Origin of the sequence: Pantoea sp. B_9 (genome assembly GCF_008632015.1) — a bacterium.
Classification (GTDB): Bacteria; Pseudomonadota; Gammaproteobacteria; order Enterobacterales; family Enterobacteriaceae; genus Pantoea; species Pantoea dispersa.
In genome coordinates this window covers 390,839-408,490 of sequence record NZ_VWVL01000001.1, presented here as the reverse complement: position 1 = coordinate 408,490, position 17,652 = coordinate 390,839, and the positions used below count along the sequence as shown (strand labels likewise).

Sequence of the window (17,652 nt, the reverse complement as noted above, 5' to 3'; positions counted from 1 at the left end):
TCTCCGTCACGCCAGGTTAACTTGCAACCATAAAACAGAATGCGTCGCTGCAGTTAACCAAAAAATTTGATGAAGTTGTTCAATGAATCGGTCGCTTATTCGGCTTAATCTGCAAATGCTTGCAGAACATAGACATTCCACTGAGGCCTGCAAATAATGGAATCAGGCTTTACCAGGAACCCGCAATGAAAAATGAACGACGTCTGAGGATCATGACGGCAGAAGGTGAACTCAGAGGCCTGATGGATGATGAACTGTTTACCTTTAAAGGAATACCTTATGCAGCGCCGCCGGTTGGCGCACTGCGCTGGCGTCCGCCGCAGCCGGTAGCACCGTGGCAAACGCTGCGCGATGCTACCGCGTGGGGCGATGCCAGCTGGCAAAATCGTGACTACTGCGTGGCGGCCGGCGGCGGCGATCCGGGCCGCTTCAGCGAAGATTGCCTCTATCTGAATGTCTGGACGCCTGATGTCGAACCCGCTACGCCGTTACCGGTGATGGTATGGCTGCACGGCGGCGGCTTCAGCATCGGCGCCGGCAGCCTTGATCCCTATCGCGGCAAAGCGCTGGCAGCGCAGGGCGTGGTGGTGGTGACACTCAATTACCGCCTTGGCCATTTCGGCTTTTTTGCGCATCCTGCGCTCGACGCCCAGTATCCGCCGGGCAAGGTGGTCAATAATTTTGCGCTGCTGGATCAGATTGCCGCGCTGCAGTGGATTCAGCGTAACATCCCGGCATTTGGCGGCGATCGCCATAACGTCACGCTGTTTGGCGAATCGTCCGGCGCGCGCAGCGTATTGTCGCTGTGCTGCTCGCCGCTGGCCGAAGGGCTGTTTCATAAGGGCATCGTGCAAAGTGCCTACAGCCTGCCGGACGTGCCGCATAAGCAGGCGCAGCAAACAGGCCTGCAGGTGGCAGCGCATTTCAATCTGGCCGCGGATGCCAGTGCGGAGCAGCTGCGCGCACTGCCGGCCGACAGTTTCTGGCCGCTGGAGCGACCGCTGGCGCTGGGGCCGGTGGCCATCAACGGCGATGCGGTGCTACCCAGACCGATGCTCGACACCTTTATGGCGGGTAAGCAGCATCGCGTGCCGTTGATGATTGGCAGCAACAGCGACGAAGCCAGCGTGCTGGACTACTTCGGCGTGGATGCCCGCAGCGTGTTACAGCAGCTGCGCAGCAAAAGTCGCCTGAGTTATCGCCTGCTTAAGTGGCTGTACGATATCCATGATGACAGCCTGCTGGGACGCGCGGTGGCGCGCGACATGGCGTTTACCGTCATGCCGCTGCTGGTGGCACAGTCACAGCACAGCATCGGCATGCCTGCGTGGCGTTACTGGTTTGATTATGTGTCAGAAAACGCGCGTCATCTCTACCCGCACGGCACCTGGCACGGCAACGAAATTCCTTATGTCTTCAATACGCTCGCGACGCTGCCGCCGCCGGGTGACTGGCATTACAGCGCCAGCGATATCGCCTTTGCCGGCCGCGTCAGCGCCTGGTGGGTGGCCTTTGCACGGGATGCCAGTGAGTTCAGCCATCGGCTGCGGCTCGACGGGGAACCCGACTGGCCGGTATGGCGGCCGGGTGAAGATTTGACTCTCGCCTTTGGCCACGACGGTAAAGCGGAATCGGTGCTGAAGGCGCGATTTATGCGCGGCCGTCTGCGTCTGTTTCGCCTGATGATGCGCAGCCACGTTAAACTTTAATAAGCCTGCTAATCATGTAAAAACATCAATGTTTTTTTAAGGCAAATTGGCCGCTATCTGCCTGATTTTACGACCGCTCAGCCGCTCCGCGCGGCACCTCATCCTGCAATTAATTAGCTTACAAAACATTTATCTTTTCCCGGTTCGCTGCCGATAAATACCCTAAGCCCTGTTTTATCCGGGCTGCCAGCGTTCACACCAGGGGATTATGTATGGGTATGTTAAAAAACTTCACGATTCGCGCCGTTATGCTGACCATTCTCGGGCTTTTCTGCCTGTTATGGTGTGGCGTAGGGCTGTTCAGCGTCCACTCGCTGAATGCGCTCGGCGAGGGTAACGAGATTGATCGTCAGCTGGTAAACCAGATGACGGCGCTCAGCAAAGGCAACGATCAGTATTTCCGCGTGGTCACGCGTCTGTCGCGGGTAATGGAAGGCCGCACCGCCGGTAACGCGCCGACCGCGGAAGCGTTCGCGCCGGTGCAGCAGGCACTGGATAACATGAAACAGCAGTTAACCCAGTTCAAAGCCATGGCGCCGGGGCCGATGGACAGCGAGACGGTGAACAATGTGATCAGCAGCTGGCAGAAACTGCTGGATGAGGGTATCGCGCCACAGGTGGCGCTGGCGCAGCAGGCTTCACTGGATGCATGGCGCGCGCAGGCCAACAATGTCACGCCGCCGCTGAGCCGGGCGTTTGGTGCCAGCGCAGAAGCGTTCAATCAGGCCGCCAGCAGCAAGCTGGATGAGACCCGCGTGACCGTGGACACGCTTACCAGCATGACCAAAGTGATTATTGTGTCGGCGGTGGTGTTCGGCTTATTGATTCTGCTGTTCACTGACCGTTACCTGGTGACGATGCTGGTGAAACCGCTGGATCGCATTCGTAACCATTTTACCGTGATTGCGCAGGGCGATCTCAGCCAGCCGGTGGAAGAATTTGGCCGCAACTGCGTCGGCAAACTGGTGCCACTGCTGCGGGCGATGCAGGACAGCCTGCGTGAAGCCGTCAGCGCCATCCGCAGCGGCACGGAGAACATCTATCGCGGCGCGGCAGAAATTTCAGCCGGCAATAACGATCTTTCATCGCGCACCGAAGAGCAGGCGGCCGCGCTGGAACAGACCGCGGCCAGCATGGAGCAACTGACCGCCACGGTGAAATTCAACGCCGACAACGCACGTCAGGCCAGCGCGCTGGCGGAGACCGCCACCGGCACCGCGCAGCAGGGCGGCCGTCTGGTTGGCGAAGTGGTGACCACCATGCAGGGCATTTCCGGCAGTTCGAAAAAGATTGCCGAAATCACCAGCGTGATCAACGGCATCGCTTTCCAGACCAACATCCTGGCGCTCAACGCGGCAGTCGAAGCGGCGCGTGCCGGTGAGCAGGGGCGCGGCTTTGCCGTGGTGGCCAGCGAAGTGCGCAACCTGGCGCAACGCAGCGCCGGCGCCGCAAAAGAGATCGCCACGCTGATTGAAGATTCCGTGTCACGCGTTGAAAAGGGCTCGGAGCTGGTCAGCAGCGCCGGCAGCACCATGCATGACATTCTGAAGTCGGTACAGGATGTGAATGAGATCATGAAGCACATCGCTGCCGCGTCGGAAGAGCAGAGCAAAGGGATTTCGCAGGTCGGCACTGCCGTCACCGAAATGGACAGCGTCACCCAGCAGAACGCATCGCTGGTGGAGCAGGTGTCGGCGGCGGCCAGCGCGCTGGAGCGTCAGACCGAAGAGCTGCAGGCGTCGGTGGCGAAGTTCCGTCTGTCCGAAAGCGCGCCGCGCGCGCAGGCCGTAGCATCCGCTGCCGCGCCTGCGCTGCGCCGGCCGGTGTTATCTGCCGCCGCAGGCGCTCAGGGTAAACCCGCCAGCAGTGAAGAGTGGGTTTCATTCTGAGGCTGACACAACCACGCCACCAGCTGCGGCAAAAACGGTGGCGCATCTTTTTCCGCCCGCTGTAACAGGCTGTAGCTCGCCCCGGTTGCCACACTCGCGGCAAACGGGGCGATTAACCGCCCATTCGCCAAATCATTCTCCACCAGCGTAATATCCGCCACCGTCACGCCAAATCCCTGAATCGCCGCGCTGATCGCCAAATCCATGGTGGCGAAGTGCTGATTGCGCGCCATCGGCAGTTGCTCCGCCTGGGCGGACAGCCACAGCTGCCAGTCGCGCGTATCGCCGGTCGGATGCAGGAAGGTGAATCTGGCCAGTTCGCTGACATGGCGCGGCGCCGGCACGCTGCTGGCCAGCACCGGCGTCAGGCGCTCGGCAAACAGCGGAATGGCTCCGGCAGGCGGCGTGCCGAATACAATTGCCGCATCAAAGTTTTCCAGCTGCGACGCGTGATCGAGCGTGGTGGTCAGCGCCACGTGAATGTCTGGCCGCTGCTGCTCCAGCGCCACCAGGCGCGGCACCAGCCAGCGCATGGCGCAGGTCGGGGCTTTCAGCCGAATCGAGGCATTGCTGCGGCTGGCTTTCTCAGTGGCATTAACCAGCAGATTGAACCCCTGCTGCAGCTCCGGCAGCAGCGCCGTGCCCTGATCGGTGAGATGCAGACCGCGCGCGTGGCGTTCAAACAGGGCAAACCCCAGCCAGCTCTCCAGCGCCGCAATTTTGCGGCTCACCGCGCCCTGAGTGATGCACAGTTCGCTGGCGGCGCGCGTCAGGTTGAGATGACGGGCGGTGACCAGAAAGGCATGAATGGCGTTGAGCGGCAGAGCAGAGCGGGACATAACGGCCTCAAGCTATGATTTTTTATCATGGCAATTATGACAACAATTCGCTTGTCGACTCAAGCGTCGCGCCGTTGAATAGAAATCTACTTACGATACGTGGTTATGCAACCTGTGGAGCAATGATGACCCTGAACAGCAGCGTGAAGCTCTCCTCCAAACAGCCGGACGTCGGCACCACCATTTTTAGCGTGATCGGCCAGCTGTCCGCACAGCATCAGGCCGTTAATCTCTCTCAGGGCGCGCCCAATTTTCCGTGTGACCCGCAGCTGGTTGAGCTGGTCAGCCAGGCGATGCGCGACGGCCATAATCAGTATGCCGCGATGACCGGTTTACCGGCGCTGCGCGAAGCGCTGGCGGAGAAGGTGCACCGCCTGTATGGCCAGCCGTACGATGCCGCCAGCGAAGTCCTGATCACCGGCAGTGCCAGTCAGGGCATCTACATGGCGATTTCGGCGCTGGTGCATCCGGGTGATGAAGTGATCTTCTTTGAGCCGGCCTTTGACAGCTACGCGCCGGTGGTGCGGTTGCAGGGCGCGACGCCGATCGGCCTCAAGCTGCAGGTGCCGGATTTTGCGATTGACTGGGACGAACTGCGTGCCGCGATCACGCCGCGTACGCGCATGATTATCATCAATACGCCACATAACCCGAGCGGACAGGTACTGAATGCCGCCGATCTCGACCAGCTGGCGGCCCTGACGCGTAATACCGACATCGTGGTATTGTCTGATGAAGTCTACGAACACATCGTGTTTGACGGCCAGACGCACTGCGGCATGGCCACGCACGCGGAACTGGCACAGCGTAGCGTGGTGGTGTCCTCCTTCGGCAAAACCTTCCACGTCACCGGCTGGCGCGTCGGCTATGCGCTGGCGCCTGCTGCGCTGATGGCGGAGATCGTCAAGGTGCATCAGTTCATGATGTACGCCGCCGATACGCCGATGCAGGTTGGCTTCGCGCAGTATCTGCAGAACCCGCAAAACTATCTGCAGCTGTCGTCGTTTTATCAGGCGAAGCGCGACCGGCTGCAGACGCTGCTGCAGGATTCACCGTTCAGGCTGTTACCGAGCGCCGGTTCGTTCTTTATGTTGGCCAGCTACGGACATTTCAGTGACGAAAGCGACAGTGAAATGGTAAAACGTCTCATCGTCGATCACGGTGTGGCTACCATTCCGCTGTCGGCGTTTTATATGGATGGCACTGACAATAAATTAATCCGCCTTTCTTTTGCTAAAGACGACGCAACGCTCGAAGCCGGCGCGCAGGCGCTGTGCCGGGTTAAAGGGTAATTAGGGGAAAATAATGAAAAAACTGAACGCACTGTTTATCGCACTGGGCATGATCACCTCCGTGCAGGCGCTGGCGCAGGAGAGCCTGCGCTACGGTCTGGAATCACAATATCCACCGTTTGAAAGCCGCAACGCGCAGGGCGAGCTGGAGGGTTTTGACATCGAACTGGGCAAAGCCATCTGCCAGGTCGGCCATTTTGACTGCAAATGGGTTGAGAGCAGCTTTGATGCGCTGATCCCGGCGCTGCAGGCGAAAAAATTTGATGCGATTAACTCGGCGATGAACATCACCGAGGCGCGGGCGAAAAGTATCGATTTCACTAACCCGATCTACCGTATTCCTACCATGCTGATTGTGAAGCAGGGCGAGAAACTCGAGCCGACGGCGGCGTCGCTGAAAGGTAAAAATATTGGCGTGCTGCAGGGCTCAATCCAGGAAACCTACGCTAAAAAGCACTGGGAATCCCAGGGCGTGACGGTGACGTCTTATCAGGATCAGAACCAGGTGTACAACGACATGGTCGCTGGCCGTCTTGACGGTACGCTGGTGATGTCCGCCGCCGGTCAGTCTGGTTTCCTCGATAAGCCGCAGGGCAAAGGTTTCGCCTTCGCCGGTAAGCCGGTGGAAGACGACACCATTCTCGGTTCCGGCATTGGTTTCGGTCTGCGCAAAGGCGATAGCAAGCTGAAAGGTGAACTGGATGCGGCCATCGCCAAAGTCCAGGCCGACGGCACCGTCACTAAACTGGCGGCGAAATTCTTCCCGGGCATTGACGTCAGCGTCAGCAAATAAGCGGGTGTCAGCCTGACCGGCAGTCGCCGGTCAGGCAGTTTCAACATTTCTCTGCAACCGCGCTTATCGGGCTGCCAGATAACAGAGTGCTTCCGCCACCTGATACGACTTCACAAATGACGGGATCGGCAGGAATTCAAAGCGCGAATGGAAATTGTGCGCGCCGGTGAAGAAATTCGGCGTCAGTAACCCTTTGGCCGACAGCGCAGACCCATCGGTGCCGCCGCGCATCGGAATCACTTTAGGTTCCACGCCCACCTGCTGCAGCGCAGCAAAAATCAGATCGATTGCCCGCCGGTCCTCACCAATCGCGTTACTGATGTTGCTATAGATATCATTGATCTTCAGCGCGACGTGACCGGTCGGATAGTGCGCGGCGATTTGATCGGCGACTTCCACCAGCTGCTGCTTCTTCGCATCAAAACCTTTTAAATCGAAATCGCGAATCGACGCTTTCAATACCGCCTGGCTGGCATTGGCCTGCATATCATTGAACCAGATATAGCCTTCGCGCCCGGCGGTATGCTCGGGCGTGGCAAGCCGGTCGAAGCGGGCGATGAAGTCGTGCGCCATTAGCAGCGGATTCACCAGCACGCCTTTGCCCGACATGGGATGCGCCGGTACGCCGGTGAAGGTAATTTCAGCGGAGGCGCCGTTGAAGCATTCATACACCACTTCGCCCAGCTCGCAGCAGTCGATGGTCCAGGCGAAATCGACGTTAAAGCGCGTCTCCAGGTCCAGCGCTTTGGCGCCGCGCAGGCCGATCTCTTCGTCCGGCACAAACGCCACCACCACATCACCGTGCTCGCCACGCAGGTTCTCCACCAGCGTCATCACCACGCTGACTGCCGCTTTGTTGTCGGCCCCCAGCACGCTGGTGCCGTCGCTGAACACAATCTCCTGACCGACATACGGCAGGATTTCCGGATGCTCCGCCACCCGCAACCAGATGTCCTGCTGCGCATTCAGACACAGATCCGCGCCCTCAAAGCGCAGGGTTTGCGGATGGATATCCGGCGATAGCCCGACATCGACGGTATCAATATGGGTGATAAAGCCCACGCGCGGCGCGCCAGGCCGGTTGCCCGGTTTCACGGCGGTCACCGTGGCATGCTGATCAATCACCACATCGTGCAGACCGAGATCGCGCAGCTCCTGCGCCAGCAGTTCCGCCATAGCGTGTTGCGACGGCGTACTGGGCAGCGTGCTGGATTTGGCATCGCTCTGGCTGGAGACCGCCAGATAACGGTAAAAACGCTGGGTCAGCTGACGGGCAAGTTGGTCTGTCATCACAATTCCTTATTAGCTTTGCGCCACTGGAGATACGCCAGACGGCTAAATCATGTTATTTATGAAATAAATACCGATGCTGGCTCATGGAAGTCAATAAAAAGCGAGAAGACGATGAAAAAGATGATAGGAAAACTGGTGCTTAGCGCACTGGGGTTAGCGGTTGCAGGCGGCGTCTCGGCGAAGACGCTGGTTTACTGTTCTGAAGGCTCGCCGGAGAACTTCAATCCGCAGCTCTATACCTCCGGTACCAGCGTGGACGCCAGCGCCGTGCCGATTTTTAACCGCCTGGTGGATTTCAAACCGGGCACCACCGAGCTGGTGCCCAGCCTGGCGGAGCGCTGGGAGATCAGCCCGGACGGTAAGGTCTATACCTTCCATCTGCGCAAAGGGGTTAAGTTCCAGAGCAATAAACTGTTTACGCCGTCGCGCGATCTCAACGCCGACGACGTGATCTTCTCGTTTATGCGCCAGCTGGATACGAAAAACCCGTATCACACCGTTTCGGGCGGTAACTATGCCAACTTTGAAAGCCTCGAGCTGGCAAAACTGATCACCCGTATCGATAAGGTGGATGATCTGACAGTGCGGATTACGCTGGCCCATGCCGAAGCGCCGTTTCTCGCCGATCTGGCGTGGTATTTCGCCTCGATTCACTCGGCGGAATATGCCGACCAGATGCTGAAAGCCGGTACGCCAGAAAAAGTGGACATGCAGCCGATTGGCACCGGACCGTTTGAGCTGGTGCAGTATCAAAAAGATTCCCGCATTCTCTACAAAGCCTTCCCGCAGTACTGGCAGGGCAAAGCCAAAATCGATCGGCTGGTGTTTTCCATCACCCCGGACGCCTCGGTGCGCTATGCCAAACTGGAGAAAAACGAGTGCCAGGTAATGCCGTTCCCTAATCCGGCCGATCTCGACAACATGCGCCACAACCCGAACATCACGCTGGAACAGAAATCTGGCCTCAACACCGGTTTCCTGTCGTTCAACACCACCAAAGCCCCGCTGGATAACGTGAAAGTGCGTCAGGCGCTGGCGATGGCCATCAATAAGCAGGCGATCATTGATGCCATCTTCAAAGGTACCGGCACGGTGGCGAAAAATATTCTGCCGCCGGATGTGTGGAGTGCTGATAAAGATCTGCTGGATTACGCCTACGATCCGCAACAGGCCAAAGCGCTGCTGCAGCAGGCCGGCATTCAGCCGGGCACCGAAATTTCGCTGTGGGCGATGCCGGTCCAGCGGCCGTATAACCCCAACGCCCGCCGCATGGCTGAGATGATTCAGGCCGACTGGGCAAAAGTGGGCATCAAAGCCAACATCGTCAGCTATGAGTGGGGCGAATACCTGAAGCGCGTCAAGGGCGGCGAGCATCAGGCGGCGCTGATGGGCTGGACCACCGCCACCGGCGATCCGGATAACTTCTTCGGGCCATTGTACAGCTGCACCTCGGCGAACGGCGGCTCCAACTCGTCCAAATGGTGCTATGCGCCGTTTGAGAAGATCATCACCGAGGCGCGCGCCGAGCAAAATCACGACAAGCGCGTGGCGTTGTACCGCGAGGCGCAGCAGATGATGCATGACCAAATGCCGGCGGTAATGATTGCGCACTCAACGATTTTCGAGCCGGTGCGTAAATCGGTCAGCGGCTACCAGGTGGATCCGTTCGGCAAGCACATCTTCTATCCGGTGGATATCACGCCTTAATCGCAGCGGACAGCGCGCTGAGCTGCTGTTGCAGAAAGGTCAGAAACAGAGTCAGGGCGGCGCTGCGGGGTCGCCCTGACTGCGTCTGCAGCTGCAGCGTACGCTGGCTCAGCTGATCGATATTGACCGCGCGCATCACCAGACCCTGCTGCTGCGCTTCCTCCGCCAGGGTAAAACTGCTGCAAATGGTCACCGCCAGCGGCGTGCGCAGTAGAAAATGAAACAGGGTGGAGAAGTTGTCGCAGGTCAGCACCGGTTCAATCAGGTGGCCACTCATGTGGCTGGCCAGCTCAAACAGCTGGCGTACCGTGGTGTTTTGCTGCGGTAGCGCCAGCGGATAGTGGCTGAGATCGGCCAGCGCCACCTGCGGCACGCCCGCCAGCGGATGGCTGTCATGCATCACCAGCAACACCGGCGCCGGCCATGAGCCCACCACCTCAACCGCACGTTCCGCGTGCAGGCTAAACTGCAATGCCACGTCGCACTCGCCGCTGCGCAGCAGTTCAGCCACGCCCTGCGCGCTAGCCACCCGGACGTCAAACAGCACGCCGGGATGATCGCGGCGAAAGGCGGCAATCAGCCGGGGCAGCAGGGTAAACGCCAGCCCGTCGGTACAGGCGACACGAATCAGCGTGCGCCGCACCGCCTTCAGGCCTTTGATCTCCGCCAGCGCATACTCCATATCCAGCAGATTTTTGCGCACGTGATGGGCAAAAATCTCGCCGGCCTCGGTCAGCACCATGCCGCGCGCATGACGCGCAAACAGCGTCACGCCCAGCTGCTGCTCCAGCCGCTGGATCTGGCGGCTGATGGCAGAGACCGCCACAAACAGCTGGGCGCTGGCCGCGCTGAGCGAACCGCAATCGGCTACCGCGAGAAAATAACGCATTTCCGTGCTTAACATGCCATGGCCTCCGTCTGTGCCTGCCTCGAAATCGGGCAACGCAGCTTTGCTTTAAAGGCAAATCTTACTCGATAAATTGATAATTGTGGCAAAGCTGCCTTTCCGCAAAGATGAAAAAACAGCAGACCTATAACAGGCAGGGCAAACATGACAGCACAACAGGCGGTTCAGCAGGCCACCGCATATTTCGACAGCGGGGAATTTCAACGTATCCTGGCGCGCCGCGTGGCGTGGCGCACCGAGAGCCAGCGCGACGATCGCGATGCGGCGCTACAGGACTATTTGCAGCAGGAGATTGCGCCGCAACTGCAGGCGCTGGGCTTCACGCTACAGCTCATCGATAACCCGCACGCCGCCGGCCGGCCATTCCTCGTGGCGGTGCGCATGGAAGATCCCGCCTTACCGACCTTGCTGAGCTACGGGCACGGTGATGTGGTATTCGGCGATGACGAAAACTGGCGCAGCGGGCTGTCGCCGTGGCAGCTGACCGAAGAGGGCGATCGCTGGTACGGGCGCGGCAGCGCTGACAACAAAGGTCAGCACTGCGTCAATCTTGCGGCGCTGGAGCAGGTGTACCAGGCGCGCGGCGGCCGTCTCGGCTTTAACTGCAAATGGCTGTTTGAGATGGGCGAAGAGATCAGCTCACCGGGGCTGGCGCAGCTGTGTCAGCAGCAGGCGGAACTGTTGCAGGCTGACCTGTTCATTGCCTCCGACGGGCCGCGGCTCAACGCCGTGCGGCCGACGCTGTTCCTCGGTTCGCGCGGTGCGATAAATTTCCGCCTGACCATCAACGCGCGTGACAATGCTTATCACTCCGGCAACTGGGGCGGACTGCTGAGCAATCCCGGCACCCGGCTGGCCAGCGCCATCGCCACGCTGGTGGACGCCCAGGGCGTGCTGCAGGTTGAGGCGCTGCGACCTGATTCGTTAACGCCGCAGGTGCGCGCCATTCTCAGCGATATCGAAGTGGGGGGCATGCCAGGCGATCCCGCGATTGACACCAACTGGGGCGAGCCAGGCCTGACGCCTGCCGAACGCCTGTACGGCTGGAACACGCTGGAAGTGCTGTCGTTTCTTACCGGTAACCCGGCGCGCCCGATGAATGCCATTCCCGGCAGCGCGACAGCGGTGTGCCAGCTGCGTTTTGTGGTCGGTACCGACTGGCAGCTGCTGGCGCAGCACGTCAGCGCGCATCTGGCGCAGCATGGCTTCCATGATGTTGAGGTTGAATTTTTGCGTGGTTCACCCGCCACGCGTCTCGATCCTGACGATCCGCTGGTGCACTGGGTGCTGAACAGCATGGCGGCAACCAGCGGCAAAAAACCGGCGCTGCTGCCCAACCTTGGTGGATCGCTGCCAAATGAGGTGTTCGCGGAGATTCTGGGCCTGCCAACGCTGTGGGTGCCACATTCGTATCCCGCCTGCGGTCAACATGGCGTGAATGAGCACATGCTGAAATCGATTGCCCGCGAAGGGCTGCAGATCATGACGCAGCTGCTGTGGGAGCTGGGCGAGCAGGGCACGGAATGGCTGGCGCAACACCGCGCCTATGCCGGAGGTGGCGCATGAGCAGCCTCAGCCATAGCGCGCCGCTGAGCGGCGTGAAGCCAAACCTGCACAAAACGCTGTTTGCGACCTGCATTGGTAATGCGCTGGAGTGGTTCGACATTGCGGTATATGGCTTCTTCGCCAGCTATATCGCCCACGCCTTCTTTCCCACCAGCGATGCGTCGGTCTCGCTGCTGCTGACCTTTGGCAGCTTCGGCGTCTCGTTCCTGATTCGCCCGCTGGGTGCGGTGGTGCTGGGCAACTATGCCGATCGCCACGGGCGTAAAAAAGCGCTGCTGCTCTCCATCAACCTGATGATGCTTGGCGGAGCCATCATCACGTTTATGCCGGGCTACGACAGCATCGGCCTGCTCGCACCGCTGCTGATCCTGCTGGCGCGCCTGATACAGGGCTTTTCTGCCGGTGGCGAGTTTGGCAGCTCCACGGCGTTTCTGGTCGAGCATTTTCCCGAGCGCAAAGCCTTTATCGCCAGCTGGCAGTTCGCCACCCAGGGCGCCAGCACGCTAATGGCTTCGGCGTTTGGTCTCGGCCTGACGCAGATCCTGAGCGAAAGCCAGATTCAGGCGTGGGGCTGGCGTATTCCGTTTGCCTTCGGCCTGCTGATTGGCCCGCTCGGGCTGTATATCCGCCGCCACGTGCATGAGCCCGCCAGCTTTGCCGCACAGACGCCGGAAGCGGCCCCGCTGAAACGGCTGTTTGGCCGGCAAAAAGCGCTGATGCTGCTGGCGATTGGCCTGATGGTGATCTCCACGGCGGTCAACTACATGCTCAACTACGTGCCGACCTACGCAACCAAAAACCTGCATCTGCCGGGCTCGGTGGCCTTTACTGCCACGCTGCTGGCCGGGGTGATTCTGACGGTGGTGACGCCGCTGATGGGATTGTGGGCGGAACGCATTGGCCGCCTGCCGCTGATGTGGGGCTCGCTCATACTGCTGATGGTCACCATCTATCCGGCCTTTCGGCTGGTGGTCAATCACACCACGCCGACCACGCTGATTGTGCTGGTATGCTGGATGGCGCTGCTGAAATCGATCTATTTTTCTACCGTACCCTCGGTGATGGCGGATCTGTTCCCGATTGGTACGCGCGCCAGCGGCATGGCCATCAGCTATAACATTGCGGTTACGGTGTTTGGCGGTTTTGCGCCGCTGATTTGCACGCTGCTGATCAGTGCCGCCGGCACCAGTCTGGCGCCGGGCTACTACCTGATGGCGATGTCGCTCTTAAGCGGGATAGCGCTGCTGCGCAGTCAGAAACGGATACGCTAAGTGGCAACCGGTGCGCGCACTGCGCACCGGTGTTTACGCATCAGGCAAACTGCAGATAGGCGACGTGCGTTTGCAGATACTCCTCCAGCCCGTGGAGGCCATCGGCACCGCCGATGCCGGATTTGCGCCAGCCGGCATGGAATCCCTGCATCGCTTCAAAATTTTCGCGGTTAATGTAGGTTTCACCGAATTTCAGCCGGCGCAGCGCGATCATCGCGGTGTTCAGATCGCGGGTATACAGCGATGAGGTCAGGCCATAGTCGCAGTCGTTAGCCAGCGCGATGGCTTCATCCAGCGTGTTAAAGCGCATCACTGGCAGCACCGGGCCAAATATCTCCTCACGCATGATCGCCATCTCCTGACGTACCCCGGTGATGATGGTTGGTTCAAAATAAAAGCCGCGTTCACCGGCGCGTTTGCCGCCCAGCACCACCTTGCCGCCCTGCGCGACGGCGCTGGCGACCTTTTGCCCGACGCGGTCGCACGCGGCTGCGCTAATCAGCGGCCCCATATCTACATCGGCCTGCTGCGCCGGATCGCCAAATTCCACCTGCTGCATCGCCACGGTCAGGGCGCTGATAAAGCGATCGTAAATGCCGTCTTGCACATACACGCGCTCGGCGCAGTTACACACCTGGCCGCTGTTAATAATGCGCGAACTGACGATAGCCCTGACGGCCAGATCGAGGTCGGCGTCGTTCATAACAATTGCCGGCGCTTTACCGCCCAACTCCAGCGACACTTTGGTCACATTCGGCGCCGCAGCGGCCATGGTGGCGATGCCGGCGTTGACGCTGCCGGTCAGGCTCACTAACCCGACTTTAGGATTGGCGGCCAGTTCCTGTCCCACCTCCGGGCCATAGCCGTAAACGATGTTAATTACCCCGGGCGGCAGGCCGATGTCGTCGATAATGGCGGCGAACAGGGCGGCGTTGTTCGGGGTGATCTCACTCGGCTTCAGCACGATGGTGTTGCCGGTGATCAGCGCCGGTGCCGCTTTGCGCGCAATCAGGAAGAAGGGAAAATTCCACGGCAGAATGCCGGTGGTCACGCCAATCGCTTTCTTAAACACAAAGATGTTTTCGTTTGGGCGATCGCTGTTGACGATTTCCCCTTCGTAGCGTCGCGCCCATTCCGCCATGTAGTCGAGGTAATCAGCGGTAAACAGCACTTCGGTTTGCGCCAGCGCCTGGGTTTTGCCGCCCTCCGCGACGAGGGTGGCGCTCAGCTCAGGCTCGCGCTGGCGAATTGCCGTGGCGATGCGGTGCAGCCAGTCGCCGCGCGCCACCGCCGGTAACGCTTCCCAGCCGGGCTGAGCGGCTTCTGCGGCGGCAATGGCTGCCGCCGCCTGCTGTTTGCTGCCCTGGGGCACGCGTGACAGCAGGGTCTCCGTCGCCGGGTTAATCACTTCAATCCAGCTATCGTTATGCGCCTCGACAAACGCGCCATTAATGTAGTGTTGATGATGAAGGGTCATGTGCAGGGGCTCCACGCTCGGTTTTGTTAAACTGATGTGAAGGAAGAGTGAAGCAGATGAACGCTGGCGACCTTTTTATCACTGCCAGCACCGGCAGGGCGCTGGCAATAGCGGCAAGAATTACGCGACCGACGCAGCATTCTGCGTCAGTGGACCGTTTCAGGAACCGGGCATCATGGCGCCGCTGGCAATAAACCAGACCAGAAAACTGACACCGGCAAAAATAATCGCGATGGGGAACAGCAGACCGATTTTCATATGCATCCTGAGCGTTAAGCGAGCTGGATTAGCGCGCGGTGGGTTTTCATCATACTGAATAGCTGAAATTGTGTCGCGTCATCGACCTGACGCAGGTGTTCTCCTTTCTGATACTGAATCTGATGCACATGGCCGAGCTGACGCCACACCACAATGGCTGACGCCAGCAGCGCGCAGTTCTCTTCACTCTGCACGCAGTCCAGCGTGGTGTAGTGAGTAGTATCTAAGCCATTAATGAACACATTCAGCGCCTCGGGCGGCACGATGGCGCGGATGTCATCCAGCATCACGCGGCTCACCGCCTGCGACAGCACCAGCGTTAACCGTTTGCTCTTCATCTCAATCCCTGGTTCCGATGATTTTTCCCACGTTATACGGATTTAACCTCGTCGGGGGAAGTGCTTCGCGCAGCTTTGTGTGAGTGCCATGTTAAGCGCCGCGCTGGCAACAGAGGAAAAACTGTGCCGATCAACACAACATAAATCAAAAATATGCCGAATAATAAGCAACTTAAAGAACTCATCCGGCATAACGGCAGCAAATGCGAATTTGTGATCCTTATGTTGCATACCCCCCCGATTTTGCCAGTCAGCCTGGCTTTACGGCAACCATCCAAAGGCTGAGTCCACGCAGTGCGCCATAGACTGCCACTAATCGGAAACCGCAGGTGTTTCCGTCTGGCCTCAACCTTACGAAGGAATAACAATGAACAGTGCCATTCTTGCAGGTATCTTCTGGCATCTGGTGGGTGCCGCCAGCGCCGCCTGTTTTTATGCTCCGTTTAAACAGGTTAAAAAGTGGTCATGGGAAACCATGTGGTCGGTCGGCGGCGTGATGTCGTGGCTGATTCTGCCCTGGGCAGTCAGTGCCGCGCTGTTACCGAACTTCTGGGCGTACTACAGCAGTTTCAGTTTATCGCAGCTGCTGCCGGTGTTTCTGTTTGGTGCCATGTGGGGCATCGGCAACATCAACTACGGCCTCACCATGCGCTATCTGGGGATGTCGATGGGGATTGGTATCGCCATTGGCATTACGCTGGTGGTGGGGACGCTGATGACGCCGCTGTTACAGGGCCGATTTGTTGAACTGTTCAGCTCCGCCGGCGGCCGGATGACGCTGCTGGGCGTACTGGTTGCGCTGCTGGGTGTGGCGATTGTGTCGCGTGCCGGGCTGCTAAAGGAGCGGGCGCTGGGGATCAACGCCGAAGATTTCAACCTGAAGAAAGGCCTGGTGCTGGCGGTGCTGTGCGGCATCTTCTCTGCCGGCATGTCATTTGCCATGGATGCGGCAAAGCCGATGCATGAAGTCGCTGCCAGTCTGGGCATCAATCCGCTGTATGTGGCATTGCCGAGCTACGTGGTGATCATGGGCGGTGGCGCGCTGATCAACCTCGCGTACTGCTTTATCCGCCTGGCGGTGAAGCCGGAGCTTTCGCTGCGCGGCGATTTTTCCGTGGCAAAACCGCTGCTGATCGCCAATATCGCCTTCGCCGTGCTGGGGGGAACCATGTGGTATCTGCAGTTCTTCTTCTATGCCTGGGGCCACGCAAAAATTCCCCCGCAGTACGACTTCGTAAGCTGGATGCTGCACATGAGCCTGTACGTGCTGTGCGGCGGCCTGGTAGGACTGGTGCTGAAGGAGTGGAAATCGGTGGGGCGTCGACCGGTGAGCGTGTTGTCGATTGGCTGCGTGGTAATCATTATCGCGGCAAACATTGTCGGTCTCGGTATGGCCGCCTGATAACGCTTAACACCGCACCGCCTGACGCGTCTCTGCGCGCGTCAGGCTTTTTCTTTGTCTGCCATCGGTTCGCGCGGCGACAAAAAACGCTGACGCCACGCGCTGGGTGTTAACCCGGTTTCGCGCGTAAACACCACGGAAAAGTAGTTGCTGTCATCAAACCCGCAGCGTGCCGCCACTTCGCTAATCAGACATGCCTGCGTGCGCAACAGATATTTTGCCTGACACAGCTGCAGCTGACGCAGGTAGTGGCCGATGGTCATGCCGGTTTGCTGACGGAACAGCTGTTTCAGCGACCGTTCGCTGAGCTGATTTTGCTGGCAGAAATGGGGCAGATCGAAGGGGCGGCTGATATCGCCGAGCAGCGCCGACATCAGCAGATCGAGCTGTTCGCCCTCCGGCAGCACCCACGGGCGATCGGCGGCGTAGCCGTGACGGCGCAATATCAGTGCCAGCTGCAAAAACAGTGCTTCCGACAGCTGAATCGATAGCGAATCACTTTTGCGACTTTCGCGCTCCAGCTGGCTGATGACGCCGCGCGCCAGCGCCATGCCGCGCGTGGTCAGACGCCAGCTGGCGGGTGTCTCTTCATCCTGTGGCGGCAGCAGCTGCTGCCAGTCGAGCGCCAGGCTGAAGCGATCGCGGCAGTAGAGAATATTGTCGAGCGCCAGATCGTTGACGCTATCAAAACTGTGGCAATCACTGTCGCGGATGTAAAACACATCGCCGCAGGTGATCAGCCACGGCCGCTCGTTGAGGATATGCAGGCCATTACCGCGCCAGACAATCACAATCTCGCTGAACTCATGCCGGTGCGGTGGAAAAGAGGGCTGCGGCATGCGTTCTGCCACGGCTATGGGCAAATTGCTGGCCGGGAAGTAATCCTCGCGCGTCAGTAACAGCGGCATGTC

15 protein-coding genes are annotated in these 17,652 nt (G+C 59.3%); 8 read left to right on the top strand and 7 right to left on the bottom strand.

From position 1 onward, the window contains the following. The first annotated feature begins 185 nt into the window (after window positions 1–185). Complete coding sequence (locus F3I21_RS01915) at window positions 186–1,709, top strand: carboxylesterase/lipase family protein (RefSeq protein ID WP_150058127.1); 1,524 nt, start codon at window positions 186–188, stop codon at window positions 1,707–1,709. 212 nt (window positions 1,710–1,921) lie between these two features. Further along, a complete protein-coding gene (locus tag F3I21_RS01910) occupies window positions 1,922–3,598 on the top strand; it encodes a methyl-accepting chemotaxis protein (protein WP_141495461.1) in 1,677 nt (558 codons plus the stop codon). On the opposite strand, the gene F3I21_RS01905 is transcribed toward F3I21_RS01910, so the two are convergent. Beyond that, window positions 3,556–4,437: a LysR substrate-binding domain-containing protein gene (locus F3I21_RS01905; RefSeq protein WP_150058125.1), complete on the bottom strand. Its 882-nt coding sequence runs from the start codon at window positions 4,435–4,437 to the stop codon at window positions 3,556–3,558. The genes F3I21_RS01910 and F3I21_RS01905 overlap by 43 nt on opposite strands. A gap of 125 nt (window positions 4,438–4,562) precedes the next feature. On the opposite strand from F3I21_RS01905, the gene F3I21_RS01900 reads away from it, so the two are divergent. Continuing rightward, window positions 4,563–5,729 (top strand): methionine aminotransferase, encoded by a 1,167-nt coding sequence (locus tag F3I21_RS01900; RefSeq protein ID WP_058774709.1) that lies wholly within the window; start codon window positions 4,563–4,565, stop codon window positions 5,727–5,729. Window positions 5,730–5,742: 13 nt separating this feature from the next. Then, the gene (locus F3I21_RS01895) at window positions 5,743–6,522 is read left to right on the top strand and encodes a transporter substrate-binding domain-containing protein (protein WP_021506096.1); all 780 of its coding nucleotides are present in this window, start codon (window positions 5,743–5,745) and stop codon (window positions 6,520–6,522) included. Window positions 6,523–6,585: 63 nt separating this feature from the next. Here F3I21_RS01895 and pepT read toward each other — a convergent pair whose 3' ends face one another. Beyond that, window positions 6,586–7,812 (bottom strand): peptidase T, encoded by a 1,227-nt coding sequence (gene pepT / locus F3I21_RS01890; RefSeq protein WP_150058123.1) that lies wholly within the window; start codon window positions 7,810–7,812, stop codon window positions 6,586–6,588. Window positions 7,813–7,926: 114 nt separating this feature from the next. On the opposite strand from pepT, the gene F3I21_RS01885 reads away from it, so the two are divergent. Beyond that, window positions 7,927–9,522, top strand: coding sequence for an ABC transporter substrate-binding protein (locus F3I21_RS01885; protein WP_150058121.1), 1,596 nt, complete (start codon window positions 7,927–7,929; stop codon window positions 9,520–9,522). Here the strand turns inward: F3I21_RS01885 and F3I21_RS01880 are convergent. Further along, a complete protein-coding gene (locus F3I21_RS01880) occupies window positions 9,512–10,426 on the bottom strand; it encodes a LysR family transcriptional regulator (RefSeq protein ID WP_021506093.1) in 915 nt (304 codons plus the stop codon). The two genes, F3I21_RS01885 and F3I21_RS01880, sit on opposite strands and share 11 nt — an antisense overlap. Window positions 10,427–10,573: 147 nt before the next feature. Between F3I21_RS01880 and F3I21_RS01875 the strand changes: the two genes are divergently transcribed. Both F3I21_RS01875 and F3I21_RS01870 read left to right on the top strand, forming a co-directional pair. Further along, on the top strand, window positions 10,574–11,995 hold the full coding sequence (locus F3I21_RS01875) for a M20 family metallopeptidase (RefSeq protein ID WP_150058119.1): 1,422 nt from the start codon (window positions 10,574–10,576) through the stop codon (window positions 11,993–11,995). After that, window positions 11,992–13,266, top strand: coding sequence for an MFS transporter (locus tag F3I21_RS01870; protein WP_150058117.1), 1,275 nt, complete (start codon window positions 11,992–11,994; stop codon window positions 13,264–13,266). Before F3I21_RS01875 ends, F3I21_RS01870 begins: the two co-directional genes overlap by 4 nt. A 40-nt stretch (window positions 13,267–13,306) precedes the next feature. On the opposite strand, the gene aldA is transcribed toward F3I21_RS01870, so the two are convergent. From aldA to F3I21_RS01855, 3 genes are all read right to left on the bottom strand, one after another. Next, on the bottom strand, window positions 13,307–14,743 hold the full coding sequence (gene aldA, locus F3I21_RS01865; protein ID WP_150058115.1) for an aldehyde dehydrogenase: 1,437 nt from the start codon (window positions 14,741–14,743) through the stop codon (window positions 13,307–13,309). Window positions 14,744–14,902: 159 nt separating this feature from the next. Further along, entirely contained in the window at window positions 14,903–15,001 is a 99-nt protein-coding gene (locus F3I21_RS01860) for a YoaK family small membrane protein (protein ID WP_150058113.1), read from the bottom strand. 14 nt (window positions 15,002–15,015) lie between these two features. Next, window positions 15,016–15,339: a hypothetical protein gene (locus tag F3I21_RS01855; RefSeq protein WP_150058111.1), complete on the bottom strand. Its 324-nt coding sequence runs from the start codon at window positions 15,337–15,339 to the stop codon at window positions 15,016–15,018. Window positions 15,340–15,706: 367 nt separating this feature from the next. Here F3I21_RS01855 and rhaT point away from each other — a divergent pair, with 367 nt between their 5' ends. Next, window positions 15,707–16,741, top strand: coding sequence for an L-rhamnose/proton symporter RhaT (rhaT, locus tag F3I21_RS01850; RefSeq protein WP_150058108.1), 1,035 nt, complete (start codon window positions 15,707–15,709; stop codon window positions 16,739–16,741). Window positions 16,742–16,782: 41 nt separating this feature from the next. Here the strand turns inward: rhaT and rhaR are convergent, their stop codons facing one another. Next, window positions 16,783–17,649 carry an HTH-type transcriptional activator RhaR gene (gene rhaR, locus F3I21_RS01845; RefSeq protein WP_150058106.1) on the bottom strand — a complete coding sequence of 289 codons (867 nt, stop codon included), beginning with the start codon at window positions 17,647–17,649 and terminating at the stop codon, window positions 16,783–16,785. Window positions 17,650–17,652 lie beyond the last annotated feature (3 nt).